30 protein-coding genes and 1 pseudogene are annotated in these 26,581 nt (G+C 72.4%); 10 read left to right on the forward strand and 21 right to left on the reverse strand.

Annotation, left to right across the window (positions count from 1 at the left end; translation table 11 throughout):
- Positions 1-13: 13 nt before the first annotated feature.
- Together ACW14Y_RS29300 and ACW14Y_RS29305 are read left to right on the forward strand one after the other, a co-directional pair.
- Complete coding sequence (locus ACW14Y_RS29300; RefSeq protein ID WP_456983893.1) at positions 14-922, forward strand: hypothetical protein; 909 nt, start codon at positions 14-16, stop codon at positions 920-922.
- A gap of 103 nt (positions 923-1,025) precedes the next feature.
- On the forward strand, positions 1,026-1,565 hold the full coding sequence (locus ACW14Y_RS29305; protein ID WP_380302930.1) for a hypothetical protein: 540 nt from the start codon (positions 1,026-1,028) through the stop codon (positions 1,563-1,565).
- 54 nt (positions 1,566-1,619) lie between these two features.
- On the opposite strand, the gene ACW14Y_RS29310 is transcribed toward ACW14Y_RS29305, so the two are convergent.
- Together ACW14Y_RS29310 and ACW14Y_RS29315 are read right to left on the reverse strand one after the other, a co-directional pair.
- A complete protein-coding gene (locus tag ACW14Y_RS29310; protein ID WP_402723623.1) occupies positions 1,620-2,237 on the reverse strand; it encodes a TOPRIM nucleotidyl transferase/hydrolase domain-containing protein in 618 nt (205 codons plus the stop codon).
- A gap of 71 nt (positions 2,238-2,308) precedes the next feature.
- Positions 2,309-2,638 (reverse strand): hypothetical protein, encoded by a 330-nt coding sequence (locus ACW14Y_RS29315; RefSeq protein ID WP_380393131.1) that lies wholly within the window; start codon positions 2,636-2,638, stop codon positions 2,309-2,311.
- Positions 2,639-2,766: 128 nt separating this feature from the next.
- Here ACW14Y_RS29315 and ACW14Y_RS29320 point away from each other — a divergent pair, with 128 nt between their 5' ends.
- Together ACW14Y_RS29320 and ACW14Y_RS29325 are read left to right on the forward strand one after the other, a co-directional pair.
- Positions 2,767-3,123: a hypothetical protein gene (locus ACW14Y_RS29320; RefSeq protein ID WP_456983896.1), complete on the forward strand. Its 357-nt coding sequence runs from the start codon at positions 2,767-2,769 to the stop codon at positions 3,121-3,123.
- Between the two features lie 127 nt (positions 3,124-3,250).
- On the forward strand, positions 3,251-3,781 hold the full coding sequence (locus ACW14Y_RS29325; RefSeq protein ID WP_456983897.1) for a hypothetical protein: 531 nt from the start codon (positions 3,251-3,253) through the stop codon (positions 3,779-3,781).
- 26 nt (positions 3,782-3,807) lie between these two features.
- Here the strand turns inward: ACW14Y_RS29325 and ACW14Y_RS29330 are convergent, their stop codons facing one another.
- The 5 genes from ACW14Y_RS29330 to ACW14Y_RS29350 all read right to left on the reverse strand — a co-directional run bounded on the left by ACW14Y_RS29330 (position 3,808) and on the right by ACW14Y_RS29350 (position 7,490).
- On the reverse strand, positions 3,808-4,266 hold the full coding sequence (locus ACW14Y_RS29330) for a hypothetical protein (protein ID WP_456983899.1): 459 nt from the start codon (positions 4,264-4,266) through the stop codon (positions 3,808-3,810).
- A gap of 71 nt (positions 4,267-4,337) precedes the next feature.
- Entirely contained in the window at positions 4,338-5,120 is a 783-nt protein-coding gene (locus ACW14Y_RS29335; RefSeq protein WP_456983900.1) for an HNH endonuclease, read from the reverse strand.
- Between the two features lie 109 nt (positions 5,121-5,229).
- The gene (locus tag ACW14Y_RS29340; RefSeq protein WP_456983902.1) at positions 5,230-6,345 is read right to left on the reverse strand and encodes a hypothetical protein; all 1,116 of its coding nucleotides are present in this window, start codon (positions 6,343-6,345) and stop codon (positions 5,230-5,232) included.
- 65 nt (positions 6,346-6,410) lie between these two features.
- The gene (locus ACW14Y_RS29345; RefSeq protein ID WP_380302944.1) at positions 6,411-6,962 is read right to left on the reverse strand and encodes a hypothetical protein; all 552 of its coding nucleotides are present in this window, start codon (positions 6,960-6,962) and stop codon (positions 6,411-6,413) included.
- Between the two features lie 120 nt (positions 6,963-7,082).
- Positions 7,083-7,490: a RidA family protein gene (locus ACW14Y_RS29350; protein WP_380302946.1), complete on the reverse strand. Its 408-nt coding sequence runs from the start codon at positions 7,488-7,490 to the stop codon at positions 7,083-7,085.
- 155 nt (positions 7,491-7,645) lie between these two features.
- Between ACW14Y_RS29350 and ACW14Y_RS29355 the strand changes: the two genes are divergently transcribed.
- On the forward strand, positions 7,646-8,008 hold the full coding sequence (locus tag ACW14Y_RS29355) for a winged helix-turn-helix transcriptional regulator (RefSeq protein ID WP_380303007.1): 363 nt from the start codon (positions 7,646-7,648) through the stop codon (positions 8,006-8,008).
- A 60-nt stretch (positions 8,009-8,068) separates the two neighbouring features.
- Here the strand turns inward: ACW14Y_RS29355 and ACW14Y_RS29360 are convergent, their stop codons facing one another.
- The 3 genes from ACW14Y_RS29360 to ACW14Y_RS29370 form a co-directional block, all read right to left on the reverse strand.
- On the reverse strand, positions 8,069-8,920 hold the full coding sequence (locus ACW14Y_RS29360) for an SDR family oxidoreductase (protein ID WP_456983904.1): 852 nt from the start codon (positions 8,918-8,920) through the stop codon (positions 8,069-8,071).
- 102 nt (positions 8,921-9,022) lie between these two features.
- Positions 9,023-9,784 (reverse strand): NUDIX hydrolase, encoded by a 762-nt coding sequence (locus ACW14Y_RS29365; RefSeq protein WP_456983905.1) that lies wholly within the window; start codon positions 9,782-9,784, stop codon positions 9,023-9,025.
- A gap of 66 nt (positions 9,785-9,850) precedes the next feature.
- On the reverse strand, positions 9,851-10,036 hold the full coding sequence (locus ACW14Y_RS29370; RefSeq protein WP_375978825.1) for a DUF397 domain-containing protein: 186 nt from the start codon (positions 10,034-10,036) through the stop codon (positions 9,851-9,853).
- Positions 10,037-10,129: 93 nt separating this feature from the next.
- On the opposite strand from ACW14Y_RS29370, the gene ACW14Y_RS29375 reads away from it, so the two are divergent.
- Positions 10,130-10,789: a hypothetical protein gene (locus ACW14Y_RS29375; protein WP_456983906.1), complete on the forward strand. Its 660-nt coding sequence runs from the start codon at positions 10,130-10,132 to the stop codon at positions 10,787-10,789.
- A 23-nt stretch (positions 10,790-10,812) separates the two neighbouring features.
- Here ACW14Y_RS29375 and ACW14Y_RS29380 read toward each other — a convergent pair whose 3' ends face one another.
- Both ACW14Y_RS29380 and ACW14Y_RS29385 read right to left on the reverse strand, forming a co-directional pair.
- Complete coding sequence (locus ACW14Y_RS29380) at positions 10,813-11,019, reverse strand: DUF397 domain-containing protein (protein ID WP_456983907.1); 207 nt, start codon at positions 11,017-11,019, stop codon at positions 10,813-10,815.
- Positions 11,009-11,848 carry a helix-turn-helix domain-containing protein gene (locus ACW14Y_RS29385; RefSeq protein WP_456983909.1) on the reverse strand — a complete coding sequence of 280 codons (840 nt, stop codon included), beginning with the start codon at positions 11,846-11,848 and terminating at the stop codon, positions 11,009-11,011. Before ACW14Y_RS29385 ends, ACW14Y_RS29380 begins: the two co-directional genes overlap by 11 nt.
- Before the next feature lie 123 nt (positions 11,849-11,971).
- Here ACW14Y_RS29385 and ACW14Y_RS29390 point away from each other — a divergent pair, with 123 nt between their 5' ends.
- From ACW14Y_RS29390 to ACW14Y_RS29400, 3 genes are read left to right on the forward strand one after another with little or no spacing between them, the layout of a single operon-like run.
- Entirely contained in the window at positions 11,972-12,208 is a 237-nt protein-coding gene (locus ACW14Y_RS29390) for a hypothetical protein (RefSeq protein ID WP_456983910.1), read from the forward strand.
- Positions 12,205-12,408 carry a hypothetical protein gene (locus ACW14Y_RS29395; protein ID WP_456983912.1) on the forward strand — a complete coding sequence of 68 codons (204 nt, stop codon included), beginning with the start codon at positions 12,205-12,207 and terminating at the stop codon, positions 12,406-12,408. Before ACW14Y_RS29390 ends, ACW14Y_RS29395 begins: the two co-directional genes overlap by 4 nt.
- Before the next feature lie 20 nt (positions 12,409-12,428).
- Positions 12,429-12,917: an NUDIX domain-containing protein gene (locus ACW14Y_RS29400; protein ID WP_456983913.1), complete on the forward strand. Its 489-nt coding sequence runs from the start codon at positions 12,429-12,431 to the stop codon at positions 12,915-12,917.
- 462 nt (positions 12,918-13,379) lie between these two features.
- On the opposite strand, the gene ACW14Y_RS29405 is transcribed toward ACW14Y_RS29400, so the two are convergent.
- The 9 genes and pseudogenes from ACW14Y_RS29405 to ACW14Y_RS29445 form a co-directional block, all read right to left on the reverse strand.
- Positions 13,380-13,598: a hypothetical protein gene (locus tag ACW14Y_RS29405; protein WP_456988425.1), complete on the reverse strand. Its 219-nt coding sequence runs from the start codon at positions 13,596-13,598 to the stop codon at positions 13,380-13,382.
- Between the two features lie 121 nt (positions 13,599-13,719).
- Entirely contained in the window at positions 13,720-14,094 is a 375-nt protein-coding gene (locus ACW14Y_RS29410) for a hypothetical protein (protein WP_456983914.1), read from the reverse strand.
- Entirely contained in the window at positions 14,091-18,410 is a 4,320-nt protein-coding gene (locus tag ACW14Y_RS29415) for a CHAT domain-containing protein (RefSeq protein ID WP_456983916.1), read from the reverse strand. The genes ACW14Y_RS29410 and ACW14Y_RS29415 overlap by 4 nt, the downstream gene beginning before the upstream one ends.
- A 281-nt stretch (positions 18,411-18,691) precedes the next feature.
- Positions 18,692-18,811, reverse strand: a pseudogene (locus ACW14Y_RS29420) (transcriptional regulator); the annotation flags it as partial.
- Between the two features lie 177 nt (positions 18,812-18,988).
- Positions 18,989-19,909, reverse strand: coding sequence for a serine hydrolase (locus ACW14Y_RS29425; RefSeq protein WP_456983917.1), 921 nt, complete (start codon positions 19,907-19,909; stop codon positions 18,989-18,991).
- Between the two features lie 162 nt (positions 19,910-20,071).
- Positions 20,072-21,064 carry a hypothetical protein gene (locus tag ACW14Y_RS29430; RefSeq protein WP_456983919.1) on the reverse strand — a complete coding sequence of 331 codons (993 nt, stop codon included), beginning with the start codon at positions 21,062-21,064 and terminating at the stop codon, positions 20,072-20,074.
- A complete protein-coding gene (locus ACW14Y_RS29435; RefSeq protein WP_456983920.1) occupies positions 21,061-21,546 on the reverse strand; it encodes a SigE family RNA polymerase sigma factor in 486 nt (161 codons plus the stop codon). Before ACW14Y_RS29435 ends, ACW14Y_RS29430 begins: the two co-directional genes overlap by 4 nt.
- Positions 21,547-21,869: 323 nt before the next feature.
- Positions 21,870-23,765: a CocE/NonD family hydrolase gene (locus ACW14Y_RS29440; protein ID WP_456983922.1), complete on the reverse strand. Its 1,896-nt coding sequence runs from the start codon at positions 23,763-23,765 to the stop codon at positions 21,870-21,872.
- Positions 23,766-24,319: 554 nt separating this feature from the next.
- Positions 24,320-24,877 carry an RICIN domain-containing protein gene (locus tag ACW14Y_RS29445; RefSeq protein WP_380391489.1) on the reverse strand — a complete coding sequence of 186 codons (558 nt, stop codon included), beginning with the start codon at positions 24,875-24,877 and terminating at the stop codon, positions 24,320-24,322.
- 368 nt (positions 24,878-25,245) lie between these two features.
- On the opposite strand from ACW14Y_RS29445, the gene ACW14Y_RS29450 reads away from it, so the two are divergent.
- Positions 25,246-26,553, forward strand: coding sequence for an outer membrane protein assembly factor BamB family protein (locus ACW14Y_RS29450; protein WP_456983924.1), 1,308 nt, complete (start codon positions 25,246-25,248; stop codon positions 26,551-26,553).
- The last annotated feature ends 28 nt before the right edge of the window (positions 26,554-26,581 follow it).

Consider the following 26,581-nt stretch of genomic DNA (forward strand, 5'->3'; position numbering starts at 1 on the left):
CTGTACTCCCGCCATGACGCTTGAGAACAGCACGCCGCCGCCCGGCCGCTCCGCGGAGTGGGAGGCCACCCTGGCCGAGGCTTTCGGGGAGGTGCTCGGCCGGCCGCTCGCCGAGCACGGGGACGCGGACGCCCGTTACGGGGCCTATTACGGCGGCAACTTCCTCGACGAGGCCGAGCTCGACCACGACCCGGTGTGGGTCGGCCGGGCGGCGCTCGCGGGGGAGCAGACGATCGGCCCCGGTGACCTGCTGCTGACCCCGCCCGGTGACACCGCCGAGACCGAGTTGGTGTTCGACGCGAGCCGGTCGCTGTTCTGGGTCGACCCGCGCGAACTGCCCGACACGCTGGCCGCGTTCGGCGCCGATCTCGCCGCCGCCGTCGCGGCGTCCGAGGGCGGGCAGTGGCGCGGCGCCCTGCTGGGCGCGGAGTTGGGCCGGATAGCCGGGCACCACGGCGTCGACCTCGCCTCGGCCGACCTGTCCCGGGAGCTGTGGACGCTCTGGCAGGGCCGGATCGCCTCCGGCGACACCCTGCTCGACGCCCTCCGCGCCGCGACCGGCCTGACCGACGCCACCTCGCCCGAGCTGGTCCCGGCCGGCCTCGGCGACAGCGCCGACGAGGTGGCGGAGGAGGCCCACGAGCTGGTGGCCGGTGTGGCCGATCCGGCCCTGCGGGACTACCTGGCGGCCTTCTGCGACGAGGAGTCCCACGACCTCGCCCTCGTGCGCTTCGCCCCGGCCGACGTCGACGTCGACGTCGACGAGGACGAGGGGGACGACTTCCCCGACGAGGACTACGACGACGACTACGACGCTGACGACTTCGACGACTACGACGAGTCGCAGGGCGGAACCGTCGTCGTCCGCTGGGACGGCGCGGTCGACCAGTACGAGGTCACCGTCCGCCGCGTGATCGCCTGACCCCCCGACGGTTCGCCCCGGGCCCTCCCGCGCGGAGGGCCCGGCACCCGGGGGACGAACCCAGGGGATAAAGTCGCGGGGCGAACCGATCTGCGGTGCGCGCGTGGACCCGAAGGAGCAGACCGTGGGCGAGGCCGTCTCCCCCGAGACCGGTGCCGACACCGTGGACCCCCGCCGGGGTGCGGAGCTCGCGGCGCGCTGGTGGAAGTGGGCACTGTCGGCCCCGGCGGAGCGCAGCCCCGTCGGTGACACCACCGGCGAGTTCGCCAACTGGCGCCAGCCCTCGGACGTCTGGTTCCTGGCCGGCACCTACGGCGGCCGCGTGGTGCGCCGTTGCCCCATCCCCGCCGGGAAGCCGGTCTTCTTCCCGGTCTTCAACACCCAGCGCTTCGCCTTCGGCCTGTCCGCCGCGCCGTGGCGGGTCGAGACCTCCCGGGCGGAGGCGACGCTGAACGGTGTGCCGCTGCGGGTGCAGGAGTTCGCGTCCAGGCGGTTCCTGGTGATGGGCATCCCGCGCGTCGCCTGGGGCCAGTGGTGCGCCCTGGACCCGCTGGCGCCCGGTCAGTACGTGCTCTCCATCAAGGCGAGGGCCGGCGAGTTCTCGGTCGACACCACCTACCACCTGGACGCCGTCGAGTACTGACGGTCGCGTTCCGGCCGTCCCGTTCCGGCCGTCCCGTTCCGCTGTCCCGTCGGCTCAGACGGCGGCGAGCAGGTCGCGCAGCGGGGCCGGCTCCTGCCCGGGGGTCAGGGCCTGCACCAGCAGATGCCCGTAGCGGATCTTGCGGCCCTTCTTGGTGCCGAGGAAGCGCCGCAACTGCCCCTCGGCCGGGCGGCCCTGGTGGGCGGGCTGGCGGACGAAGGTCTGCCACGCCGGGAGGTCCCCCTCGTCCCGGACGATCTCCACCACCCTGGCCACGCCCAGCGCGCGGATCAACTCCTCCTCCAGGTCCGCCACACAGACGAAGAAGTCCTCGCGCGGCGCCCCCGCCCGGTCGAGTCCGCGCTCGTAGAAGCCCTGCTCGTTCGCGTCGCACAGCCCGGTGAGGCGCAGCCCCAGCCCCGGCGGCCCGAGCAGTTCGGCGTAGCGGGCTACGTTCATCGCCCCGCCCATGGAGACGACGCACACCCCGTCCCCGGCCAGGTCCCGGCCGTGGCGCGCGGCCAGCGTCCCGACGGCGGCCAGGTCGCTCGGCCCCTCCACCAGCACCGCCGTCCGCGCCCCCACCCGCCCGGCCAGTTCCCCCGCCGGCCCACCGGGTCCGCCCGCCGCCCAAGCCGTGATCGCGTCCCGGAACGCTGCCATGTCCGCCATGCTGCGCATTCTGCTCCGCCGGGGCGCGCGGAGCCCGCCATTTTCGCCGCGTCGGCTTCCTTCGGTCTGCGCTACAGCACGGCCACGCAAGAACTCAGGTCGGGGGTCAGGAACACCAGGTGCGAGTCCTCGCCCATTCCCACCTGCCTCATGGCAACGAGGGCGTCTCCGGCACGCCAGAGGTGGGGCAGTCCCTGTTCGAAGTCCTTACAGGTGAGGATGCCCTCCTTCGCCATGCATGCGGCCCGCCAGGTCCAGATGTCGAGAATCTCGCCGACCGGCACCGTCGTTCCGGCGAACCCCACCCGGAACGAAGTCCCGGCGCGCAGGGCTTGCGCAGCACGGTCTGCCCCCTCGGTCCCGTGCCGTTCGAGGGCGGCGATCAGCTCTTCGCGATCCATGACAGGCAGTATGACGTTCGGCGGATGCCAAGGGCTCGTCGGCCCGCTGAGCCGACAGCGGAGCCGGTCGGGAAGCCCCGGGGATCGATCATCCGATGGTGACGCCCGAGGTCACGTACGGTGTGGCCATGACCGAGGGCCTTCCCCCCGATGTGGCCGACGTGCTCGATGCCCTCCTCGACGCCGATGATCCGGTTCATGCTGCGCTCCGCGCCCAGGTGTCCCACCTGAGCGTCTCGGGGCGGTGCACCTGCGGCTGCGGCACGGCCTACTTCGACCTCGACCGGTCCGCAGTCCGGCCGGCCGCCTTCGGGCCGGGCACGGTGGTGGCCGCCGAAGCCCAGATCCTGACCGAGGCCGGCGACTGCCTGGGCGAAGTCCTGGCCTTCGCCGAGTCCGGCCACCTCTCCTGGCTGGAGGTCTGCTCCTGGAGCGACACGGTCGAGGTCACCCTTGCCCTGGCCCGGCGAACGCTGCGCCGCTGATGCCGGTGTGCCCTTGCGTGGGAAGTCGGTCGGTCCGACTTCCCACCCCCTCTCCCTCTCCAGGAGCGGTCATCGTCCGCCGAATTCCGATGGCTGCTCGGGTGGACGCCGGGCAGACTCCCCTTCCATGAGGATGGGGATCACCGGCTACGAGCCGTCGTTCGTGTTCGGCATCGAGGCGGTTCGGGAGGCGTACGGGGCACGACTGGCGGCGCTCGTCGGTCGGCGGCTGACCGGCTTTGCGGTGGTGCGCTTCGTGGAGGACGGGAGCTGGTTCGCCGACTGTCCGGTGGTGCTGGACTTCGAGGGTGTCCGGGTGGAGGTGAGTCATTGCTACCTCGACCGGCTCTCGATCGGCTGGAACGACATCGACACGACGGTCGCGATCGCGAACTGGGAGTGGTTCGAGTTCACACCCGAGTGGTCCGGCCAGGACGAGCGCCTGGCCCCCTTCGTAGGCCGGGAGTTGTGGGAGGTGGCCCTGCTGGAGTGGTCCCCGCCCGAGCACGTCCGCGACATGGCCAGGGGCATGGTGGCCGTGGAGTTCGTGTTCGACGACGGCCACCTGCGGATCGCCAACGGCCTGGATGAGAACACCGTCGAACTCGACCCGGCCGCACCGGAGTACGTCCGGCACCGCCTCCCCGCCCCGGAGTAGGAAGTCGGCCGGGCCGACTTCCTGCGTCAGACGAAGGGGCCGTCCAGGACCTCGAACGAGCAGCGCTCCGATACGACGTACTGCTTGGACCAACTGCTGGCAACGTCGTGAATCGCCCGGGGCGACCACGCATCCGGTCCCGGATCCAGGTCCAGCACGAAGAACCATTCCGAGCAGCCGAGCTTCAGCCCGTCCGTGAGGACCTGCAAGGGGTACGGGCGGCTCTCGGAGAGCCGGTACTCGTCGATGCCCCGCATCGCGATCCGCACCAGCTTCCACCCGTGCAGCCTGCTGTTCGGCGAGTCGTCCCCCGGGGTGGTGCGGTCCATCGCCTGGATCTCCACCTCGATCGTTCGGCGGGCGCGATCGCCGCGCGGAAGGGCGATCGAGATTCCGGTGATGACACCGTCCTCGAATCCCAAGAATCGTTCGAGGAAGTCGGGAACGGACTCCTCGGAAAGATCTGCCTGCATTCCTTGACCCATCTCTGCGGTCGATGGTGACGGTGAGCCGTCGAGGCCCTGCGGCGACCCGGGCCCTTCCGGTCGCGCTGTGCTCAGGCCCCCGTCATGGCGGCCTCGTGCCGCTGCCGGGCGATTCCCGCCAGCAGCTTCCGCAGTTCGGCGACCTCGGCGTCCCGCCCCCGGGTCTTCACGGCATGGCAGTTGGGGCAGAGCACCACCATGTTGGCCGGGTGGTCCGGGCCGCCCTCCCCCAGGCCGTGGACGTGGTCGACCTCGACGACGGGCATGTCGTTGCGGCCGATCACATGGAAGCCGGGGTGGCCGCAGCCGGGATTCTCGCAGCGGCCTCCGGCCCGTTCCAGGACCAGCGAGCGGAACACGGCCGAGCGCACCGCCTCGGTCGTCAGCGCCGTGCTCGTGGCGGGACGGGCGAGCTGCGCGGCTTCCTCCGCCTCGACGCGCTGCCGGTAGGTCGGCGCGGCGGGAGGTTCGGGTGTCGGTTCCGGTGTCGGCGCCGCGCACCAGGCCGGTACGGGCACGGCGTGGATCCTGGCCAGGTCGAAGCCGCGCTCGGTCAGACGGAATTCGGCCTGCTCGATCTCCTCGTAGGTGAACAGGTGGTCCCTGAACCACGGAAGACACACAGCGAACTCGACACTCGAATCGAGCATCTCCTTCATCCACAGGGTGGTCAGGCCGGTGGACGGCTTGCCCTGGGCCAGGAGCTGCTTGGCGGTGGTCACCCCACCGGACGTGCTGACCATCCTCTGGAACTCGTAGGGGGTGTACCCCGCCTTCCGCAGCGCGGGTATGCCGTCGAGGAGATACTCCGCGAACCGCTTCCCACGCTCGCCGTACCCGTCGTCACGCACCATCCCGCGCACACCTCCCCCGGCGTGCGCGCTCCTCACCCACGCCGCCGCCGATCCTAGCCAGGCCCGCATCGGGGCGTCTGGTGACCGGGAAGTCGGCCGGGCCGACTTCCTACTCCGCAGGCTCCGCCGCCGCCGCGATCATGCGGTGCAGGACCGCTGCCGGTACCGCCGGGTTGGCGGCGGCTTCCGCGGCGGTGGCCGGGTCCTGGAGCAGGGTGACCAGCAGCGCCGGGGGCAGGGCCGGGTGGCGGTGGGCGAGGCGGCGGACGTTGGGGGACGGGTCGGTGGTGAGGGCGACGACTGTGGCGGGGGCGAGGCGGGGGTCCTCGGCCGCGCGGGACCGGACCTCGGGGTCGGGGTCGTGGGCGAGTCGTTCGGCGAGGGCGGCGGGGGCTGCCGGGTCGTCGAGGGCGAGCATCCGCAGGCGCGGGTGGGGGTCGTCGGCGAAGCGCAGCAGGTCGGCGCGCGGGAAGTTGGGGTGGTTGCGCGGGCGGCCGGGGAAGGAGAAGGTGCCGTTCCAGCCGTCCGCCCAGAGGTCGAGCAGCAGCCAGGACGGGGCGTCGTCGCAGGATTCGGTGAGGAACAGCCGGACGGCGAAGTCCTCGTCACGGGCGAGGAGTTCCACCACATCGGCGGGCAGTCGGGGCGCGCGGGCGACGCTGCGGCGGATCCAGAGGCGGGGGGAACCGGCCAACTGCCGCATGGCGGCCGGGTCGTCGAACAGGGCGGCGACCCACCACAGGGCGCTGGTTGGCACCGGGGGATCGGTGTCCGGGACGGCGTCGGCCAGTGCCGCGATCTCCGCAGGAGTCGCGGGCGGCCGGGCGTCGGTCTCGGGGGCGGGCTCGATGCCCCGCGGCCGGGGCACCCGCTCGCGGTGGGCGGCCGCGTCCGCCGCCAGTTCCGTCAGCAGGGTGTGCTCCGGTTGCCCGGCCCGCGCGGTGAGCAGGCGTTCCCACTGGGCGGCCGAGAGTTGCCCGCTGTCGACGGCCTGCCCCCAGACCCGCCGGTGCGGGCTGGCCACGACGGCGTCCAGGACGGCCGGGGGCAGGTTCGTGCGCATCAGGAATGTGGAGTGCCAGTGCCCGGCGTCGAGAAGGGCGAGCAGTACGTCCTCCGGCGCGGCCGCGCTGAGCCCGATCCCGTGCAGCCATTCCCGCCCGAGCCGCGCGGACGGCACGGGAGGGTGGAGGAGCGCCGCCCACGGGTCCTGCTGATGATCCATTCCCGCAGGGTAGTACGCGTGGGAAGTCGGCGGGCCCGACTGCCCACGCCAGGGGGAGGGCGGGGTCAGGAGCCGCCCTCCCCCGCGGCGCTCAGGGCCGCCGCAAGGTGGCTGTACTCGGGCAGGCTCGCCCCGACGGCCTTCTCGTACCGCACGGCGTCGGCGATCCCGAGCTTCTCGCCGGTGGGGAGGGCCCGGTTCGACGTCCACAGGAGCAGCCGCAGTTCCTCGTTCTCGACGGCGAGGAGCGGGGCGGAGGACTCCAACGGCGCTCCGTTGTGCAGTCTCCACTCGGCGACGTCGTTCCAGAAGTCGGTCAGGGTGTCCCAGCAGATCGCGCTCCGGGGGCCGAGCAGCGGGCGGATGTCCTCGGGGGAGCGGAACTCGTCGAGGCCGTGGGAGGTGAGGTTCTGGAGGTTCTCCAGGACGCGCACGGCGAACGCGTACCCGGCCTCGTCCACCAGCGCCTCCTCACCGACTGCCAGGATCTCCGCGGTCGAGGGGTGGTCCCGTTGGGCGGCCCGGTAGGCGATCCGGCGGGCGAGGTGCAGCTCGTCGCCGGTGTCGTCCGGTGCGGGCAGGGGAGCGGTGGGGCGGCGGCGCCAGGGGAATCGCACGGTCGTTCTTTCGGTGGGCATCGGTGGCGATCATGATCTCCCACCCCCGGCACCCCGGCGCACCGGTCCCGCCCGCGCGGGAAGTCGGCGGGTCCGACTTCCCGCGCAGGGCTCTGCGGCTCAGGAGAGGACGGCCACGGCCTCGACCTCCACCAGGTGCTCGGGCACGTCCAGGGCCGCCACGCCGAGCAGGGTGGCCGGCGGGGTGGCGGTCGTCCCGAGCTTCGCGGTGGCGCGCCGGACGCCCTCCAGGAGCGCGGGCATCAGCTCGGGCGTCCAGTCGACGACGTGGACGGTCAGCTTCGCCACGTCGTCGAAGGTCGCGCCCGCTCCGGCCAGGGCGGTGGCGACGTTGAGGTAGCACTGCTCGACCTGGGCGGCGAGGTCACCCGCGCCGACGGTGGCACCGTCGGCGTCCCAGGAGACCTGTCCGGCGACGTACACCGTCCGCGAGCCGGTGGTGACCGCCACCTGGTGGTAGACGTCGATCGTGGGCAGCCCGTCGGGGTTCAGCAGGGTGATGGCCATGGCGGCTTCCGTCTCCTCGTGCTCTCTTGTGGTGACTCGGTCACCGTAGGAGAGTGGTCGCCGACGTGGAAGAACGCACTTTTCGGTGACTGGGGAACCTCAAGGTGAGCAAGCAGGTCAACGGCTCGGCGACGGCGACGGCGACGGTGACGGTGATGGCGACGGACCGGGCGGACGCGATGCGGGCGGACTCGCTGGCGCGGGAGATCTTCTCGGACATCGCCAACAAGTGGGCGCTGCTCATCGTCGAAGCGATCGGCGACGACACCCTGCGCTTCACCGAGCTGCGCAAGGAGGTCGACGGCATCAGCCACAAGATGCTCACCCAGAACCTGCGCCTGCTGGAGCGCAACGGCCTGGTCGAGCGCACGGTGCACCCGACGGTGCCGCCGCGCGTCGAGTACACCCTCACCGAGCCCGGCCGGGCCCTGCGCGCCACGGTGGGGGCCATGTGCGACTGGACGCACCGCCACCTGGATGCGATCGAGGAGGCCCGCCGGCGCTTCGGCGCCGTCTGAACGGCGTCCTGAACGGCGTGCTGAGCGGCGTTCTGAACGGCGCGCTGAACGGCGCCCCGCTCAGCGGAAGTCCGCCGCGTGGTCCACCGCCCACTCCCGGAAGGCCCTCGCCGGGATTCCCGTGATCCGCTCCACCGCGTCGTTGACGGGCTCCGGGCGGTCGAGCATGGCCGTCTGGGCCGGGAGCACGGCCGCCACCAGCTCCGCCGGCCAGCCCGCGGCCCTCATCCGCTCGGCAGCCTCGGCCGGTGCGATCTCCTCGAACCGCAGCGGCCGTCCGACCGCCTCGCCGATCAGCGCCACCTGCTGTTCCTGGGTGACCAGTTCGGGGCCGGTGAGCAGGGGGCGGGCGCCGAGCAGGGTGTCCGTCGTCAGTGCCTGAACGGCGACGGCGGCGATGTCGGCCTCGTGGATCAACGGGCGGGCCAGCTGCGCCAACGGCGCCCGGACCGCGCCGGTCGTGCGGAGTTCCTCCGCCCAACCCAGCGTGTTGCTCGCGAAGCCGGTCGGCCGCAGCGCCGTCCATGCGAGGCCCGAGTGCTCGATCAGCCGCTCCAGTTCCGTGTGGAACGCGGTGATCGGGTCACCCGGCGCGTCCTTCCCGTCCCCGACCCCGGCGGACGACAGGTAGACCACCCGTCGGGCGTGCTTCCCGATCGCGTCGATCACCTCCGCCGCGCCCTCGGCGCCCAGGAACGGCCACACCAGGAACACCGCGTCGACGCCCTCCAGGGCCGCGCCCAGGGACGCGGGGTCGCCGAGGTCGCCCCGCACCGCCCGCACGCCCTCCGGGAAGTCCGCCTCCCCCCTCACCAGGGCCCGCACGGGTACGCCCGCCGCGTGCAGTTGGGCCACCACCGAACCGCCGACCCGTCCGGTCGCGCCGGTCACCAGGATCGTGGGCTGTGTCATCGGAGTCTCCTCGTCTCGCCGTTCGATGGCACGACCCTCGTACATCAACCGAGGTTCAGGTCAAGCGGCTGTCGGCTGCCGGCGGCCGGATGTCCCGACCGGTCAGGGCATCTGCCGCCGCCCCGGCTGTCGGCGGGCGAGGTGGCGGAGGACCGGGGTGAGGTAGTCGGCGTGAGGGCCGGGCAGGCCGGGGAGGTCGGCGGGGGAGCGGACGAAGGCCAGCTCGACCAGTTCCCGTTCCGGCGGCGCGAGGGCGGTGAAGTGCTCGCGCAGGGCCGCTTCGGGGAGGGGCGGGGCGAGGAAGAGCACACCGACGCTGCCGTACTGGCCCCGGGTGACGGCCCGGAGCTCCAACTCGGCCGGGGTGGTGGTGACTCCGGTCTCCTCGGCCAGTTCGCGGACGGCGTTGCGGCGCAGCGCGGCGAGGTCGAGGCGCTCGCCGTCGGGCGGGGGTTCGACGGAGCCGCCGGGGAACTGCCAGCGCCCGGGGGCGGCGGTGGTGGGGGACATCCGGCCGACGAGCAGGCGGCCGTCGTCGGTGGTCTGGAGGACGCTGACGGAGAGCGAGGCGGTGGGGGCGGTGGCGGAGGGGACGCGGCGCAGGGCGTAGTGGCGGTAGGTCACCCGGGACCAGGAGACGTGGAGTTCGCCGGGTCTTGGCCACGAGGTGTCCGCGCAGGCCACCGCGGGCCCGTCGAAGAGGGTGGGATTGGCCAGGACCATGGTCGCCCAGAGCTGGTCCCGGGCGCGCCGCTCCTCGGCGGTGAGGCGAGGAGCGGCGACCTCGGCGAGCCGGATCCGGCGCACACCGAGGACCTCGGCGAGCGGTGGTGGTGGGGGAGTTGGGGCGGCTGCTTCACGCATCCGCCCATCGAAGCAGTCGGAGGGGGTGCGGGTCAGCCGGACGCGGCGGGGGGAGGGGGCCCGGGTTCAGAGAATGTCGAACTCGTCGTGCTTGACGGCGGTGACGAAGGCGCGCCAGGCGTCGGCGGGGAAGAGCAGGGCGGGGCCGGCGGGGTCCTGGGAGTGCCGGACGGGGACGAGGCCGGGGTGGTGGTCGGCGACCTCGACGCAGTCGCCGCCTTGGCCGCAGTGAGTGCTCTTACGCCACGACATGGTCCAGGAGTTCCCTTCTGTAGGCCTGCGATCCACGGTAGGGGAAGGAAAACCCGGGGGACAGAGGGCGTACAGGCGGGGTAGGACTGCCTGGTGGAGTTGAGGACGACGGTCCACCGGGTGCGGCACGGTGGCGAGGAGTACCGGGTGGTGAGGGCCGTCCCTCGGTCGGGGCGGACGGTGCTGTTCCGGAAGGAATGGTCGCTGGACATGTTCGTGGACCTGGAGGGGGCCCGGAACGTGGCGGCGGCGTGGGGGTTGGCGGCGCGGTCGCGGCGGTCGCTGGTGTACCTGCCGTTGCGGGCCGAGCGGGAGGGACCGGGTGCGCTGCCGGGGTGGTTCCAGTCGCCGGTGGTGGACCTGGTGCTGGTGCAGGGCGGGTTGGGGTTTCCGGTGTCGCGGTGGAAGGCGGTGCGGGGGAGGCTGGGGGCGGGGCAGTCGCAGGTGATGGAGATCCCGGAGACGGACTTCTCGGGGGAGACGGAGCCGGAGGAGTGGCGGCGGGACGAGTTGAGGTTCGGGTTCGCGGCCGAGACGTTGTTCCTGACCGGGAGCGCGGCGGCGTTCCGGTGGACCGGGGCGCGGGTGCATTCGCTGGTGCGGGACGGTCCGGCGCGGGTGTTGGCTGGGGCGCCGTGGTCGCCGTACGACAGCGTGATGTTGCACCACGCGGGGGACCTGACGGCGAAGGGGCCGGTGAAGGGCCCGGGAGTGCTGAGCATCGAGTACGCGCACGGGTGGAGAGCGGGATGAGCCCGACCGGTGGTTCAGAGAGTTCAGATAGCGCCGAACTCGCCGTCCTGGACGGCGGTGACGAAGGCGCGCCAGGCGTCGGCGGGGAAGAGGAGGGAGGGGCCTTGCGGATCCTTGGAGTCTCGAACCGGCATGGCGCCTGCGTGACCGTCGGAGACTTCGACGCACCCGCCCTGACCGTTGCTGTAGGTGCTCTTGCGCCAGTGGGCACCGCTGAGGTCAACGGACATGATCCTCGAAGTCCTTCCGTACTTTGCGGATGAAGGTCAGTGACGCTCCTCGCGAGAGCGATTCGACCTGCAGCCGATCGTAGTTGCTCACCCATCCCGCCACTGTCTCGGCATCGCGTTCAAGATACCCACGCTGGAGGGTCTCGGTGTAGCCCATCATGCGACGGTCGGGAAGTGTGAGCAGAACGAGCGGATGGTTCAGCGGTCTGTCCTCGCCGAGTTCCAACGGGGCGATCTGGAGCACATTTGTGGGTCTTTCGGCCAACGTCTCCAGATGTGAGAGCTGTTCGATCATCACAGCGGGGCCACCGATCGGCCTGAGCAGGCAGGTGGCATCGAGCACGGCCTGAAGGCTCGGGGGACGGCTCGCGGACAGTCTGCTCTGCCTGGTGCGGAGGAAGGCCAGCCGTTCGGCCGCCCGTTCCGTGGTCGAGACGCCTTGTCGCACTGCGGCCATCTCGTAGGCCGTGGCATAGGACTGAACCTGGAGCAGTCCAGGAACGACAGCGATCTCGAACAGCCTTATGGCGGTGGCTCGGGCCTCCTGTTCGGCGAACTCCGGGAAACCTTCGATGAGCAGGCTGTGTTTGAGCTGATCGAGCATCAGTTCAAGTGTTCCGCCGGTGTCGAGCGCACGATCGGCCTCCTGGGCGAGCCTGAGACTTGGAGGCTCCACGCCCCGTTCAATTCGCGAGATGTAGGACGCAGAGAAGTTGATGATTCGACCAAGTTCGGTCTGGGTCAGCCCTCGCGCGTTACGTGACCTGCGAAGTTGAACGCCAAGTGCAGCACTCGGGGATGACGAGGAGTCAAGTTCACGCTGGTTCATGGTGGCCTCAATTGAACGCAAATCAATTCGCCAGTTCTGCGGCTTTCGATCGTAGCCCCGACCCCCCCACTATGGATACGGGTCGTAGTGATCCAGACGCACAGCGCAACCAGTGGAGCCCCCATGCCCGTCTACACCCCTGCCGTCGGCGAGGTCGTCCGCGACCTCGCGCACCTCGACACCTCCGGCAAGCCCCTCGAAGCCGTCTACATGGACACCCTCGCCGGGCTCGTCTACCTCCGCCACGAGGCCGGCGGCTGCGAGTGGACCACCAAGCCCAACCGCATCCAGGCCCTGCCCAACCCCCGCTTCCTCACCGTCCAGCACCCCAGCCGGCCCCGCATCTCCGACGTGGCGTGAACCGCTCCCTCCGGCTCGTCACCGCCGCCCTCGTCGTCCCCACCCTCAGCGCCCTCGCCGCAGCCCTCGTCTGCTGGCCCATCCACGACGGACCCCTCGGACCCCAACTCCTCATCTTCGGCCTCATCCTCGCCACCGGCATCAGCGCCGGACTCCCCGCCTGCCTCACCTGGCTCACCCCCAAGAACCCCGACGACTGACCACCCTCGGGAGCCCCGCCGTGCTGCACCACCTCCCCACCCTCCTCGCCACCCCGCCCCGCCGACGCCACCACCACCACGCCCTGATCCTCAACCGCGACGGCGCCCTCCTCGCCATCGGCACCACCCACCAGTCCGGCCTCGTCCTGCCCGGCGGACCCGCCGAAGCGAACGAACTCCCCCACCACGCCGCCCGCCGCCACACCGACACCCAGACCGGCCTCGTCCTCCCCCTCCTCACGATCCTCGCCACCGACCACACCCCCAGCAGACTCCTCCCCGAAGCCCTCCACCTCGTCCACTGGGGCGGACGCCTCACCCCCGCCCAGGAATCCACCGTCGCCCGCCACCGACCCCCGCACACCGTCACCGCCGTCCACTGGCTCCACCGCGCCCAACTTGCCGACACCATGCACCCCGACCACCACCGCCGCACCACCCACGCCCTCGACGCCCTCACCCGAGGCACCCACCTCCCCCTCCTCCTCCACGGCACCCCCGCCGAATAGCCCCGGAACGCGAGAAAGCCCCGGACCGACACCCGGGGCTTCCGCCCGACAACTGTCGGGCTGCGAACAATCCCTCCCGAACGGTCGGAAGCCTTTGTCCTTCCGGTCTTGATGGCTGTGCTTTCGCTGGTCCGGCACAGGTTCAGCGGCGCTGCGGCGGTGGCGACGTGTCGTGTCGTCCCTCGGGTGGAGGTTGGGGATGCCGTCGGTAGTGGGGGTGCTGGAACGGCGTGAGCTCACCGCTCGCCGCCGGGTGGACGAGCTGCGGGAGGAGGCCGATCGCATCCACGCCGAGCTGATTGTGGCTGGGCGTGAGTGGAACGAGTGGGCCGTCGCCCGCTCGCGCGTGGGCGAGGTGCTGGCCCCGGACGACGGCTCCGCCGCCTCCCAGGGCCGACGCCGTCCCGAGAGGGAGGCGGCTGGCGGCCCGGGGCCGGCTGGTCGGGTCGGCGCCGGGCCGGTTCACGCTTGCGAAGGGCGTGGCCGGGCAGGACGGCGGGTCATGAGCGTCGTCATCGACCAGCGGACCATTGCCTCCGCGCTGCTGGTGGAGCGCTCATAGCCATGCACGAGGCGGCGGCTTCGCATCAGGTGGGCGAAGAACCTTCCCACGATCCACCGCTTCGGCAGCACGACGAAGCCGTGCATGGTGTCGCTGCGTTTGACGATGGCCAGGACCACGGCGAGCTTGCCGACGTGCCCCGGCGCCCGACCGTCCGATGAGCCCCCTCCGCCTGGCAGTGGCTACGGCTGTGGGAAAGCTGCGAGGTCGGCCGCGGCCCGGGGTGTCGGTTCCCGGGGTTCAGTCCGTCGGGGGCTCGTCGGCGATGAGGTCCAGGAGCTGGTCGGGGGTGAGGGTGGCGAGGTCGACGGAGCGGTCCACGCGGACGAGCCGTGCCGTCGTCTGCTCGGTGGACAGCTGCCGGGCTCGTTCGATGAGTTCGCCCGCGCGGCGCCGCTTGCGGATCCGATCGGCGATGTCCGCGACCGCGAGCACGGCGGAGGGCACGGACAGGAGCAGTGACATCACCGCCACGGGGTCGACGCCCTTGGTGCCCGGGCCGGTCACCGTTGCGGTCGACGGAACGGTGTCGGCGGGGTGGCCCCAGTCGGCGGCGACCGCCGCAATGTTCTCCCGGGCAGCTTCGGCTCCAGGGCCGACAATCTCGATGATCATGATTCCTCGTCTTCGTCGCCGATGGTTTCCATGAGCTCGTCAGCCAGGGACACGATGTCTGCTGCGTCGATCACAGCGGCAGCGGCCCGGCACGCCTGGAGCACTTGTCGGGCCTGAGCCCGTGCACCTGAGGCCAGCATCACCTGCCCCAGAGTGATCCCGACGACCGCGATACCGTCCGGCCGTTGTAGTTCCAGGAAGTGCTGGAACGAGGTGACCAGCCTCGGCACCGCTGCGTGGAGGTCCCCACCGTCCAGGTCGATTCTGGCCAGGTCCCAGTTCGCTGCTGCGATGCCGTCGATATCGCCGAGCCGTTCATTGACTTCCAAGCGCTTCAGCTGCAGCTCAACGGCTTCGTCGACCTGACCGCGCTGCTGCAGGATGTGCGCGATCTTTCCCCAGGTGATCGCTGTGGAGCGGGTGTCGCCGATCCGTTCGAAGGCCGGCAGTTCGACCTCGTGGCGGATCCGCAGGGCCTCGTCGACTTCCCCGCGCTGCTGCAGGGCGTCCGCGATCTTTCCCCAGGTGATCGCTGTGGAGCGGGTGTCGCCGATCCGTTCGAAGGCCGGCAGTTCGACCTCGTGGCGGATCCGCAGGGCCTCGTCGACTTCCCCGCGCTGCTGCAGGGCGTCCGCGATCTTTCCCCAGGTGACTGCTGTGGAGCGGGTGTCGCCGATCCGTTCGAAGGCCGGCAGTTCGACCTCGTGGCGGATCCGCAGGGCCTCGTCGACTTCCCCGCGCTGCTGCAGGATGTCCGCGATCTGCCCCCAGGTGACTGCTGTGGAGCGGGTGTCGCCGACCCGCTGGTACGCCGGCAGTTCGATCTCGCGGCGGATCCGAAGAGCCTCCTCCACCTCCCCGCGCTGCTGCAGGATGTCCGCGATCTGCCCCCAGGTGGCCGCGGTGGAGCGGGTGTCGCCGATCCGTTCGAAGGCCGGCAGTTGGACCTCGCGGTGGATCCGCAGGGCCTCGTCGACTTCCCCGCGCTGCTGCAGGGCGTCCGCGATCTTTCCCCAGGTGATCGCGGCTTCGCGGGTGTCGCCGATCCGTTCGAAGGCCGGCAGTTGAACCTCGTGGCGGATCCGCAGGGCCTCGTCGACTTCCCCGCGCTGCTGCAGGGCGTCCGCGATCTTTCCCCAGGTGATCGCGGTGGAGCGGGTGTCGCCGATCCGTTCGAAGGCCGGCAGTTCGATCTCGTGGCGGATCCGCAGGGCCTCGTCGACTTCCCCGCGCTGCTGCAGGGCGTCCGCGATCTTTCCCCAGGTGATCGCGGTGGAGCGGGTGTCGCCGATCCGTTCGAAGGCCGGCAGTTCGATCTCGTGGCGGATCCGCAGGGCCTCGTCGACTTCCCCGCGCTGCTGCAGGATGTCCGCGATCTGCCCCCAGGTGACTGCTGTGGAGCGGGTGTCGCCGACCCGCTGGTACGCCGGCAGTTCGATCTCGCGGCGGATCCGAAGAGCCTCCTCCACCTCCCCGCGCTGCTGCAGGATGTCCGCGATCTGCCCCCAGACGAATGCGGTGGAGTGGGTGTCGCCGAGGTCGGTGAACAGTTGCAGGGCCTGGTGCAGCAGGGTCTCGGCTTGTGCGGTTTCACCCCGGGTGATCAGGCGGTTGGCGTGGTCGTGGAGGACTGCCGCGTGCTCTGCCGGGTCGGTGTGCTGGGCGTCGGTCTGGATCTGCTGGACGGCGCGGTGCAGGAGGGTGTCGGCACGTTCGCCCTCGCCCCTGGTGACAGCCGCGAGGGCGACGACACGCAGCAGGGTCAGGGGGACGGGGTGGTGGCGGTCGAGGAGGGCGATCGCGTGGTGGCCGAGTGCGGCGGCGGCGGAGGCCGGGCCCCGGCGCAGGGCGGCCACGGCCGCGGCGGCGCAGTCGGCGGTGACGGCGGGGTGGTCGGCGTCCAGGGCGAGGCGGGTCAGCTGGAGGTCGAGGTCGTTGCTGCGGCGAGGGCGGGGTGCGGGTCCGCCCCATCGGGTGTGGAGGGGTTCGACGGCGAGGGCGGCCAGGGTGTTGCGTTCGTCGGCGCTGAGGGGGGTCAGGTGTCCGGCGGCCAGGGCGTTGACGGCCACGGCGGTCGTGGGCCGGTGGTACTCGTCCGGGTAGGCGTCCAGGAGGCCCAGGCCGCGCAGGCGGGTCGCCGATCCGCCGATCGCTTCGGCGAGGGTGTCGACGACGGGTTGCGGGACGGGGAGGGTGAACAGGGTGCAGGCCCGCAGCAGGTCCCGGTGGGCGGGGCCGGCCTGCTGGAGGAGGGTGTCCAGGGCCAGGTTCTCCAGGAACGCGGCCAGGTCGGGATCGCCGGCGGGGTCGCCCTGGCTCAGGTAGGCCTCCATCGCGGTGATGGCGGCCTCGGCGCGGGCCGGGTCGACCTGTGCGCCGTAGACCAGGCGCAGCACGATCAGGTCCTGGAGTCCGGGGTTGCCGCGGCTGACTTCCATGGCACGTCGGGCCAGGTCGGTCCGCCGCGCGGGTTCGGTGTCCGGGAGGCGGTTCTCGGTGGTGGCGAGGTCCTGTTGGCGGCGGCGGAGCTTGTGTTGGGCGGCTGGGGAGAGCGGTTGGAGCTGGACCGCCTCCAGGCGGCTCTCCAGGCCGTCGAGGGTGAAGGTGTAGCGGCTGGTGAGCAGGAGTCGGCTGTCGGTGGTGGCCGGGTCGAAGGCGGAGATGACGTCGGCGAGCACCTCGCTGTGTGCGTTGTCGACCTGGTGCAGGCCGTCGGTGTTGGGGGTCAGGATCTGTTCGAGGTCGTCGACGACCAGCAGGAGGGGCCGGCGGGTTCCCTGCGTCTGGGCGCACGGCCCGGTCAGCAGGTCGACCAGGAGCGCTCGGAAGCGGTCCGGGTGCTCGCGGACGTCGGCGCGCCCGTCCCTGAGCAGGGCACGGGCGTCGGGAAACGGTTCCACGGCTCTCTCGACGGCGTCGAGGATCGCCGCCCGGGTGTAGTCGCCGAACACGACCGCGACCGCCCGGTCGGGCAGGCGGTCGGCGATCCGGGCGGCCAGGCTCGACTTGCCCAGCCTGCCCTGCCCGTGGAGCAGCACGCCCCCGTGCCGCCGGCCGCGCAGGGCCCGCAGTGCCTGCTGGAGTTCCGGGCGTCGGCCGACGAACATCCCCGCTGCCGCGACCGGTACGTCGTGCTTGCTGCCCAGGAATGTCGTGGTCGCGTGGTGTGCGGGCGCCATCCGGCGCTTGACGGTTCCCGCGACCAGCGGGCCGCCGCCCGCGGGCCCCAGCCACAGCCGTGCCAGGTGCCAGTCCGCGCGCACGTGCTCGTCGGGGCACTGCAGCAGTCGGCGGCGGGCGGCGGCCACGGCCGCGGCCACCCCGGCACGGAGGCCGAGCTGGGAGTAGAGGTGTTCGGCGAACAGGGTGGCGGCCCGGTCGCTGACCGAGCCGTCCCAGCCGATGACCGCGGGAATCCCGGCGGCCACCAGTTCCGTGGCCAGCGAGTGCGCCACCGCAGCCCCCGGCCCGGCGGCCGGGGCGCCCCGGCGCCCGGCGCCCGCGGGAAGGTGTCCGGCGACATCCGCGCCGGTGGCCGTCAGGCAGGCCGACACGAACGCCAGCCGGGGTGGGGGCGTCAGCAGGCCCACCAGCTCCTTCGCGCTGGTCGGACGCCCCTGCCCCAGATCGTCCTCCAGCAGCAGGACCGGCGTGGCAGGCGCCCCGGGGCTCTCGCGCCAGTTGTGCAGCCCGTGGCACGACAGGTGGACCACCGGCATCCCGCCCAGCTCCGCCAGCCGCGCCCCCAGCCGCTCCGGGTTGCCCGAGTCCTCGACCACCAGGTCCAGGCCCGTCTCTCCGACAGCCCCGAGGATCGCCAACTCCTCCGCCTCGTAGTCGAGCTCGTTCTGCCCCCGGGGGGACGAGGCCATGAACGCGACCCCCAGCCGCCGGTCGTCCAGGGAATCCGCCGGGCCCCGGCGGCCGAGCCGCCGCACCACTGCGAACTGCTCGGGCTCCTCCACGAGGAACCCGCCCCCGTCAGCGGCCAGCAGCTCGAAGGGGGCCCGCAGCAGCGCCCACTCCGCAGCGGACGGCCTCCTCGGCCCACGGACCTCGAACAACACCGGTACCGGAGCCTCGTCCATCAACCGCGCCAACCAGTGGCGGTCCCCGTCCAGCCACCCGTACAACTCCCGCCCCAGCGCGAGCAGGACCTCCCGCCGGGAGCCACCGCGCACCGCGTCCACGTACCGACCCGCGACCGCGGTCAACCAGGCCACGTCGGAGTCCCGCAGCAACCTGCGCGGACCGAGCCCCTCCCCGCCGACGACCAGCTCGAACCCGCCGTCCTCCATGACCAGCCCAGTGATCATCTTGCCCCCCTGACGTCGCACCCGGCCCGCACCCCCGTGCATAGTGCCACTCAGGTACGCGAGTTGGGTGCCGGACGCACTTTCTTCCAGCTGGACCGAGCCCCAGAAACAGCGTGAGAAACCCCGCTCCTGCTGGGCTCGGGCCCTGTCCACAAGGGGTCGACCCCACGGCCGACAGGCAGCTCGCCCTATGCAGGACGTCAGTTCGATCGAGGTCCCTCAAGAGCGGAACAACCACTCAATCCGGACAACTCGCGGCGCTCTCCATGAGACGAGCGCGTGATCTGACTGGGCCGGGTGAGCGTCGAGGCCGCGTTCAGGGTGTCCGCATGGACACTGCTGTTGTCGAAGACGGTGAACGTCTGCATGGGCCACACGGTCCGCTGCGTCGCGAACGGAAGTGCGCGCCGTCGACTGGGCTTTCCCCGCCCCCGGTGCTGCATGGGCCGACACCGCGTACCTGGTCGTCCGGTTGAACCCCGGGCGCGCCGTGGGGACACGCTCAGCGCCCACGGGCTGGCCTGGCTGCGGCACCGTCTCGGGTAGTGCCCCGGGGCGGCCATGGGGCAAGGGAGCGCTCAGGGCGTTCGCACCAGGGCGTCGACCGCAGCTGCCGCGACCCGCTCGACGAGGGTGATGCCGGCCTCCTGGGTGGGCTGGCCGTCGGTGAGGACGACGACGAGCAGGCTGTGGCCGGCGCGTTCGACGATGCCCACGCTGTTGACGACCCACAGCCGAGTCGTCCCGTCCGGGAGCCAGCCGTTCTTGAGCACGGGCGGGGTGCCGGGTGATCCCGCTGCGCCGACGCCCCAGTTCTGTCCCTTGTCGACGGTGCCCATGAGGGTCCGCAGGTACGACCGGGAGGCGGCGTTCAAGGGGGAGTTCTGGGTGAACACGGCCTTCAGGAGGGCGATCTGGTCACCGGCCGTGGTCCGGGTCAGGCCCCAGGGCACCCTTTGCCCGGCGTGTGCCGAGGAGAGTCCGAGTCGGGCGTTGGCGGCGTCCAGACCTTGGCGCCCGCCTATCTCGCCCCAGAGCTTCTGCGCCGCGTCGTTGTCGCTGGCGCGGATCATGTCGGAGGCCAGTTGCCGCTGGGCGGAGCTGAGTTGATCGCCGCGGTCCTGTGCCCGGAGCAGCAGGGCGGCCAGGATGTCGACCTTGACGATGCTCGCGGAGGTGAAGGTCTCGGTGGGCGACGTGGGTGAACCGTAGGCGGCCGAGCGGCCCGAGGTGAGGTCCTCGACGGCGAGGGCGTACCGGCCGCGGTGCGCCCCGAGTCCGTCGAGCGCGAGGCGCACGGCCTGCTCCGGCGTGGTCGTGGTCGTGGTGGAAGGCGCCGGTTCGGAGAGCAGGGCCGGCGCCGACGGGCTTGCCCGTGCGGCCGTCGGCGGCGGGCCGGAAGGGGCGCCATCGGCGGGGCCCGGGGTCGGGACCAGGACGTGGGCCACCAGGGCGGCGCCCACGAGTACGGGAATGGCGAGGGCTGTCCGGTGCTTCATGCGGTACTCGCTCTCCGATGTCCGGGCATGCGGACATCGCCTGTTGGCCGCCGAGGGCGGTCACGGGCGGCCAAGAGTGGTCAAGGGCGTGCGGGGGTTGCCGGACGCGCCGCCGTGCGGGCGCGGTCCGGTGTCGTCGGCCTCAGAGGCGGCCGGTGCGGCTCACTTGCCGCAGGAAGTGGCGATCTTCGCGTTCTCGTCGATCTCGATCGGGAACGCGTACGGGCCGCCGAGGTTCACGGTCCATCCGTGAGTGAGGGTTCCGGACGAGGGGTTGTCGGCGAGCCAGAACGGGGTGGTGGTGGAGGAACAGGTCCCGGCGGTCGGGCCCTGGACGGAGCGGAGGTTCGCGGTCACGAACTGTCTTCCGAGCCTCGACATCGCCGTGGAGTCACCGGACTTGGCGGCCGCCACCAGCCCGCCGTAGAAGCCGGAAACCGTGGGGTCGCCGCCGCCCTTGCTGCCTCCGGCGACCGTTCGGCAGGTCAGGTCGGTCACCTTCCCGGTGGACCCGTCGAAGGTCGGGGAGGGGGCCCGGTCGAGCCGTTCGACCCCCTGGTACAGCAGGACCTCGCCCGCCACCAGCACGCCGTCGACCGAGGAACCGCAGGTCACGCCGGTGGAGTCGGCGCCCCAGATCCGTTGGTACGTCGACTCGTCGGCGAACAGGGCCGCTACCGCCGCCGGGTCCACCTGGGAGCGGGCGGCCGGGTTCTGGTAGCGCAGGGCGGCGAGGAGCAGGGTGCTCGTCGTCCGGGCCGGGTCGGCCGGTTTCGAGGCCGAATCCGAGGTCGAGGCTGAGAACGAGGCCGAATCCGGCACCGAATCCGGCTCAGAAGCGGAGGCCGAAGCCGAAGCCGAGGGCGAGGGTGAGGCCGAGGGTGGCTCGACGGGCGGGGGAGAGGGCGGCAGCACGGCACTCGGCGCGGTCGGTGCCTGGACGGGCAGCGAGACGCGGTCGTGATCGGCGCGGGACAGGAAGCCCGCGCCCAGGGCCACGATCGCCACGGCCGCCGCCGCACCGGCCTGCAGACGCCGACGGCGCCGCCGTACCGACCTGACGAGGCCGTCGACGTCGTAGCTGTACGGCGGTTCCTGCCGTGAACGGTCGAGCATGGCCGCGGCCAGCTCCTGCTCCAGGTCGTAGTCCTTCATGCCACCCCTCCGGAACGTGAGTGCACTGGCCGGGCGTCGACGGTCGACCGGAGTTTCGACAGGCCCCGGGCGATCTGGGACCGGACCGAGCCGGCCGAGATGTTCATCAGGTGGCCGATCTCCGCGTCGTCGAGATCCTCGAAGTACCGCAGCACCAGGACGGTGCGCATACCGATCGGCAGGGACTGCAGCTCGCGCATCAACGCGTCGCGGACCACGAGCCCTTTGTACGGATCGACGTGCCCGTCCCCGATCCCGTCGTCCAGGGGTACTTCCTCGTGCCCGCGCAGCTTGCGCCAGCGGTCGTTGGCGAGGTTCACCAGGATCCGGCGCGCGTAGGCCTCCGGTGCGTCGGCGGAGCGGACCCGGCGCCAGTTCCGACAGACCTGCTCCAACGTGGACTGCACCAGGTCGTCGGCCAGATGACGCTCGCCGGTGAGCAGCAGCGCGGTCCTGAAGAGGGCCGAGGAGCGTGCATGCACGAATGCCGTGAAGGCGGGGACGTCAGCGCTTCGCATGGTCACCCGGCTGATCTCTGTTGAACATCTTCGTCTCCCCCCGAAGCCCCCCTGGCTCCCCCGCCGAACCTGACGGAGCTCGGCTCGCGGCTGCTGCACGCGATCTTCGGTCGTGACACAAGCGTTACGTTCGCGACGGGCTTCCGCGCCCGCGGCCGGGGGCGACCGGTCGTGGCCGAAGCAGGCCGAAGCAGGCCGACGCAGGCCGGACGGGCCGCCGGCGCGATGTGCGTCGGCGGCCCGAGGCCGGATGCGGTGCGGTGCGGCGCCCGCCGGGGCGCGGGTGCTCAGCCGACCACCGGCAGGTCGACGTAGGAGGGCCGGACGGTGCCGTGGCCGATGGTGTAGGCGGCCCTGCCGTCGGCGGGCCGGAGTTCGAACGAGTCGGGGTTGGCGGCGGCGACGGTGAGCCGGATCCGGTCGCCGGCCTTGAAGAGGACCGAGGTCGGCTGGAGGTCGAGGGTGACCCGCTGGGGCGTGCCCTGCGGGAACGGGGTGGAGTCGGCGGCCGCGAAGGTGCGCGGGGTGCGCAGCCGGCGCCAGTCGGGGTTGCTCCACCGGGAGGCCACCGCCCCTTCGGCGAGGGCGAGTTGGCCTTCGGTGATGTAGGTGACGCGGCCGTCCGGGGCGACGTCCTCCAGGTAGACGTGCAACGCGCCGTCGCTCGCGCCGCTGACGCCGGTCACGTCGAGGGTCACCCGGCCGAGGCCGGTGACCCTGGTGTCCTGCTGGACGGGCGGGCCGGTGTAGCTGAGCAACTCGCGGTCGACGGCGGCCCGGTCGGGGTAACTGACCGGGTCGCCGCTGAGGTTGGTGTTCCAGCGGTCGAGCGGGCCGGTGCCGGCGGTGGGGGCGAGGGTCAGCGGGTCGCTGTCGGGCCGGCCGGGGGCCGGTGGCTGCGGTTTCCGGTCGAGGGTGTTGCCGTCGGCGAGGTAGAGCCGCCGGTTCGCCGTCCCGGGGACCGGCCAGCGGTCGGTGGTCCGCCAGGTGCCCTCGTTGAGGGTGTAGTAGTGCACGAGCCGCTCGCCGTCGGGGCGTTCGTGGTACCTGACGTAGCGGTCGAAGAACGCGACGGTGCGCTCGCCGATCTCCCGGCGTTCGGCTCCGGTGAGCGGGCGGCTGGGCAGGAACGGGTCGGCGAGGTAACCCTGACCGTGGTTCCAGGGGCCGATCCAGCTCTCCTGGGTGTTCGACAGGCCGGTGAACTGGGACAGCACGCCGTTGGGCGTGCCGGCGTCGAGCCAGCCGGCGTCGGTCAGGACCGGGACGCCGCCCGCCTCGATGGCGCCGCTCCGGGGTGCCACGCCGGTGACCTTCCAGCTCTGCGGGCCGCTGGCGTAGTCCCGGTGCGTGCCGTTGCGGGCGAAGTCGACGAGGTTGGCGTTCCCGGCGTGCTCGGCGCGGGCGGCGGCGCGCAGCGCGGGGCCGTCCGGACCGTCGACGGGCTTCGGCGCGGTGCCGGTCAGCCCGTACTCGTCGCAGAGCCGCCGGGTCTCGTCGCTGGTCGCGCAGGTGGTGCCGCCGGTCCGGTCGAGGATCCGCAGCAGCAGGCCGTAGACGGCGACCCGCGGCTCGATCAGCAGCCCGCCGGGGCGGATCAGATCCTCGTAGGGGTCGAAGTCGTAGGAGTTCGGCGCGGCGGCGGTGATGTGGTGGTTGCGCAGGCCGAGGGCGAGCATCGCGGTGTCTCCGCCGTAGGAGACGCCCGTCGTCCCGACCCGGCCGTTGGACCACGGCTGGGCGGCGATCCAGTCGGCGAGCGAGCCGCTGTCGTTGATCAGCGTGGTGCCGAGTTCGGCGGTGAGCGTGCCGAACGAGGCTCCGGTACCGCGCAGGTCGGTCACGACGTAGGCGTAGCCGCGGTCGTTCCAGCCGCCGGCCTTCCCGGCCCGGGGGTCGTTCTCGGGCCCGCCGGGGTGCTCGCGGGAGCGCCAGTACCGTTCGGTCTCCAGGACGGTGGGCAGTCGCTGGCCGGGGGTGGTGCCGGCCGGCAGCCAGACGTCGACGGCGATCCGGACGCCGTCCGGCATCGCGACGTACAGCGAGCGCAGCCGCGGCAGTTCGGCGGCGGCGGAGGTCGGCCCGGGAGCGGCCGCGGCGGCCGGGGCGATCGCGCACGTGAGCGCGGCGACCGCCGCCAGCAGTGCGGTCAGTGGACGGCGGGCGAAGCGGGGTGGTGGCACGGGGTCCTCCTTCTGGTGGCGACGTGCCGGGACCCGTTCCGCGCGGAGACGGCGTTCCGGAACGTCGGGCGCCAGTACGCCGGAGCCGGATCGTCCGCCAATGTGCGTACTGCGCAAGGATGTTGATGCTCCATCAGTGAACGTCCGGCGCTTCCGAAGTGTTGCTGCGGGAACGGGGCGGACCTGCCGTCCCGCCCGGCCCCGTGGCCGGTTTCGGGCGCCGCACGCCGAATCCTCGCAACGCCGCTCGGTGGGGCGACATCCCATACTGATGGGGGGTGAATCGGCCCATGAGAGGTACCCCGAACCCCTGAGCTCCGGGTCCGTTCGTCCATGCGGACGGTTTGCGCGCCGATGGGCGGGCTGCCGGAACTCCGGGGCTCCCCGGCTCGTCGACCTGCCGGGACGGGCGGGACGGGCGGGACGCTGTCGCGTTCAACACCAACGCCGACTGGTTCACCGGCGAACGGAAGCTCGCCGAGGCCGAGTTCTGCGGCTGACCCGACGACCTCCCACGGCCGCCGGGCGGGAACGGCCGGGCCCGTTCCTGTTGGTCAGTTGAACAACCAGTACTGGTTGGCCTGGCTGCCGCAGTCCCACAGCATGACCACCGAGCCGCGGCCCCAGTCGTAGATGTCCGCGCACTGGCCGGGGAAGGCGATGCTTTCGAGGTGGGTCGGGCCGACGGCGGACTCGATCTTCCAGGACTGCCCCAGGCCGTTGCCGCAGACGTTCTGGATCAGCTGCTCCCCGTGGCCGAGGGAGCCGTCGGCGCAGTACTGGCTGGCCTCGTTGCGGATGTTCCAGCCCCCGCTGGCGCTGTTCCAGGAGAGGGTCCAGGACTGGTTGCTGCCGCCGTGGCACGCCCACATCTGGACCCACGGCCCCCTGCCCCAGTCGTAGGCGTCCAGGCACTTGCCGGCGGCCTCCGGGCTGGCGCTGGTGGCCGTGTAGGTCCGGTCGAGCTGCACCGCCGCTCCGGTCGCTCCGGCCGCTCCCGCCGGAGACGCCGCGGGCTGTCCGCCCGCAGCGGCGGCGGCCGGCGCGGCGCACAGCACCAGCGCGGCCCCGGCGGCCCCGAGGATCGGGCCGAGTCGCTGGGAAACGTTCACGTGTGGACTCCCGAGGTCGGACGGCGTCGGTCCCCCGACGCTAGGACAGCGCCGGAGTCCGTGCACAGACGAGTACCGGCCGTTCGTGACGGCGCCCGGACGCCGCCGCCCCAGGGCGGTCCGGGCCGGGCCCGCCCCGCGCCACGCCGCGGCCACCCGGCCTCGGTAGAGTGCCCGGACTTCAGTCGACGATCACCGGGGGCGGGTTCATGGAGCGGCGCGGGGCGAGACGGCGACTGGTCTGCGGGGGCCTCGGGGGAGCGGTGGTCGGGGCGGCGGCCGTGGGATACGTCATGGGAGGGGCGGCGCTGTCCGAGGCAGGCGGCTGCGGCAGCGTCACGGGGCCCTGCCCGCCGGGGATGCCGGCCATGCTGGCGACCGGCTTCGTCGGCACCGTCGCCGCGATCGTCCTGCTCACCGCCGCCTTCCTGTCCGAGGGGCCGAAGACGGGCCGTCTGATCGCGGCGGTCCTCTGCTGCGCGCTGGCGGTGCCCGGCAGCGCGCTGGCGTTCGGCCGCCTGCAGGGGCCGCCGCCCGTGCGCCCCGCCTGGTCGGCTCCGGCGGACCAGCCCGCCCAGACCGTGGCGGTGGCCGTCTGGCAGGACGGCGAGACCGTCGTCCGGGTGCGCGCCGACCGCTTCGACGCCTACCGCGCGCGGACGGGCGAGTCCGCCTGGACGCTGGACGCACCTCCCCGGAAGTCGGTCTGCGCGGTCTCGCCCGCCGTCGACGGGCTGGCCGCCGTCGGCTACGGCAGCGCCCCCGCGCCGTGCGACCAGCTCGCCGCCGTCGATCTGCGCACCGGGCGCGAGCTGTGGCGCAAGGACGGCGTCCGGTCCTCGGCGATCGAACTCGTCGGCCCCGCCACCCTGGTGGCCCTGGACGGCGAGCAGCTCGCCGCCTTCGGCCTGCGGGACGGCGCCCCGGCCTGGACGGCGGCGCCCACCGCCGGGTGCGGCTTCCGCGCGCTGTCCGCCTCGGCCGCCCGCGTCGTGGCCGTCGAGTACTGCGCGACCGCGGACCCGGCGACGGGGACGGGGACCACCTGGCTGCGCGCCTTCGCCCCGACCGGCGCGGCCCAGTGGCGGACGAACCTCGGCGCGGAGAACGAACCCGCCACCGCGGCCGTGCTCGCCGTCGACCCGCCCACCGTCCGCCTGACCGAGCGCGGCAACCGGGGCCTCGACGCCGTCCTCTCCTTCGCGGCCGTTGACGGAGCGCCCCGGGCGACGATCCCGGTCTCCTCGGCCGACTACGAGCTGACGTCCCTCCAGAAGCCCTCCGCCTCGTTCCGCCTCCGCCCGGTCCGCCCGGTGGCGGTGGTCGGCGACCTGCTGGTCGTCGCTGCCGCCCGGCCCGGCGAGCTGAAGAGCACGTTCGTCGTCGCCCACTCGCTGACGGACGGCTCCCGGGCCTGGGTACGGAAGGTGGACGGCCAGGTGCGGGCCGTCACCGCCGCGCCGGACGGCCCGCTGGTGGCCGTCGAACGGGGCCGCAACCTCGACGTCGTGCACCGCCTCGCCGGGGCGGACGGCCGCACCGTCGAACGGACCGACGTCCGGAAGGCGTCCCTGTACGGCACCCCCTGGCTGGGCCGCACCGACGACCGCTACGTGTTCGTGCAGGAGAACGGCACCACGTACACCCGGCCGGCGCTGGGCGTCCCGCGCCACTGAGCCGCCGGGGCGCCGGGCCGCCGCACCG

The organism is Kitasatospora sp. cg17-2 (genome assembly GCF_054031055.1).

Excerpts from the sequence above, each read along its gene's own strand:
- ACW14Y_RS29300 (WP_456983893.1), top strand. The coding sequence starts at position 14 with ATGACGCTTGAGAACAGCACGCCGCCGCCCGGCCGCTCCGCGGAGTGG.
- ACW14Y_RS29310 (WP_402723623.1), bottom strand. The coding sequence starts at position 2,237 with ATGGCGGACATGGCAGCGTTCCGGGACGCGATCACGGCTTGGGCGGCG.
- ACW14Y_RS29315 (WP_380393131.1), bottom strand. The coding sequence starts at position 2,638 with ATGGATCGCGAAGAGCTGATCGCCGCCCTCGAACGGCACGGGACCGAG.
- ACW14Y_RS29320 (WP_456983896.1), top strand. The coding sequence starts at position 2,767 with ATGACCGAGGGCCTTCCCCCCGATGTGGCCGACGTGCTCGATGCCCTC.
- ACW14Y_RS29325 (WP_456983897.1), top strand. The coding sequence starts at position 3,251 with ATGAGGATGGGGATCACCGGCTACGAGCCGTCGTTCGTGTTCGGCATC.
- ACW14Y_RS29330 (WP_456983899.1), bottom strand. The coding sequence starts at position 4,266 with ATGGGTCAAGGAATGCAGGCAGATCTTTCCGAGGAGTCCGTTCCCGAC.
- ACW14Y_RS29335 (WP_456983900.1), bottom strand. The coding sequence starts at position 5,120 with ATGGTGCGTGACGACGGGTACGGCGAGCGTGGGAAGCGGTTCGCGGAG.
- ACW14Y_RS29340 (WP_456983902.1), bottom strand. The coding sequence starts at position 6,345 with ATGGATCATCAGCAGGACCCGTGGGCGGCGCTCCTCCACCCTCCCGTG.
- ACW14Y_RS29350 (WP_380302946.1), bottom strand. The coding sequence starts at position 7,490 with ATGGCCATCACCCTGCTGAACCCCGACGGGCTGCCCACGATCGACGTC.
- ACW14Y_RS29355 (WP_380303007.1), top strand. The coding sequence starts at position 7,646 with ATGGCGACGGACCGGGCGGACGCGATGCGGGCGGACTCGCTGGCGCGG.
- ACW14Y_RS29360 (WP_456983904.1), bottom strand. The coding sequence starts at position 8,920 with ATGACACAGCCCACGATCCTGGTGACCGGCGCGACCGGACGGGTCGGC.
- ACW14Y_RS29365 (WP_456983905.1), bottom strand. The coding sequence starts at position 9,784 with ATGCGTGAAGCAGCCGCCCCAACTCCCCCACCACCACCGCTCGCCGAG.
- ACW14Y_RS29370 (WP_375978825.1), bottom strand. The coding sequence starts at position 10,036 with ATGTCGTGGCGTAAGAGCACTCACTGCGGCCAAGGCGGCGACTGCGTC.
- ACW14Y_RS29380 (WP_456983907.1), bottom strand. The coding sequence starts at position 11,019 with ATGTCCGTTGACCTCAGCGGTGCCCACTGGCGCAAGAGCACCTACAGC.
- ACW14Y_RS29385 (WP_456983909.1), bottom strand. The coding sequence starts at position 11,848 with ATGAACCAGCGTGAACTTGACTCCTCGTCATCCCCGAGTGCTGCACTT.
- ACW14Y_RS29390 (WP_456983910.1), top strand. The coding sequence starts at position 11,972 with ATGCCCGTCTACACCCCTGCCGTCGGCGAGGTCGTCCGCGACCTCGCG.
- ACW14Y_RS29410 (WP_456983914.1), bottom strand. The coding sequence starts at position 14,094 with ATGATCATCGAGATTGTCGGCCCTGGAGCCGAAGCTGCCCGGGAGAAC.
- ACW14Y_RS29415 (WP_456983916.1), bottom strand. The coding sequence starts at position 18,410 with ATGATCACTGGGCTGGTCATGGAGGACGGCGGGTTCGAGCTGGTCGTC.
- ACW14Y_RS29425 (WP_456983917.1), bottom strand. The coding sequence starts at position 19,909 with ATGAAGCACCGGACAGCCCTCGCCATTCCCGTACTCGTGGGCGCCGCC.
- ACW14Y_RS29430 (WP_456983919.1), bottom strand. The coding sequence starts at position 21,064 with ATGAAGGACTACGACCTGGAGCAGGAGCTGGCCGCGGCCATGCTCGAC.
- ACW14Y_RS29450 (WP_456983924.1), top strand. The coding sequence starts at position 25,246 with ATGCTGGCGACCGGCTTCGTCGGCACCGTCGCCGCGATCGTCCTGCTC.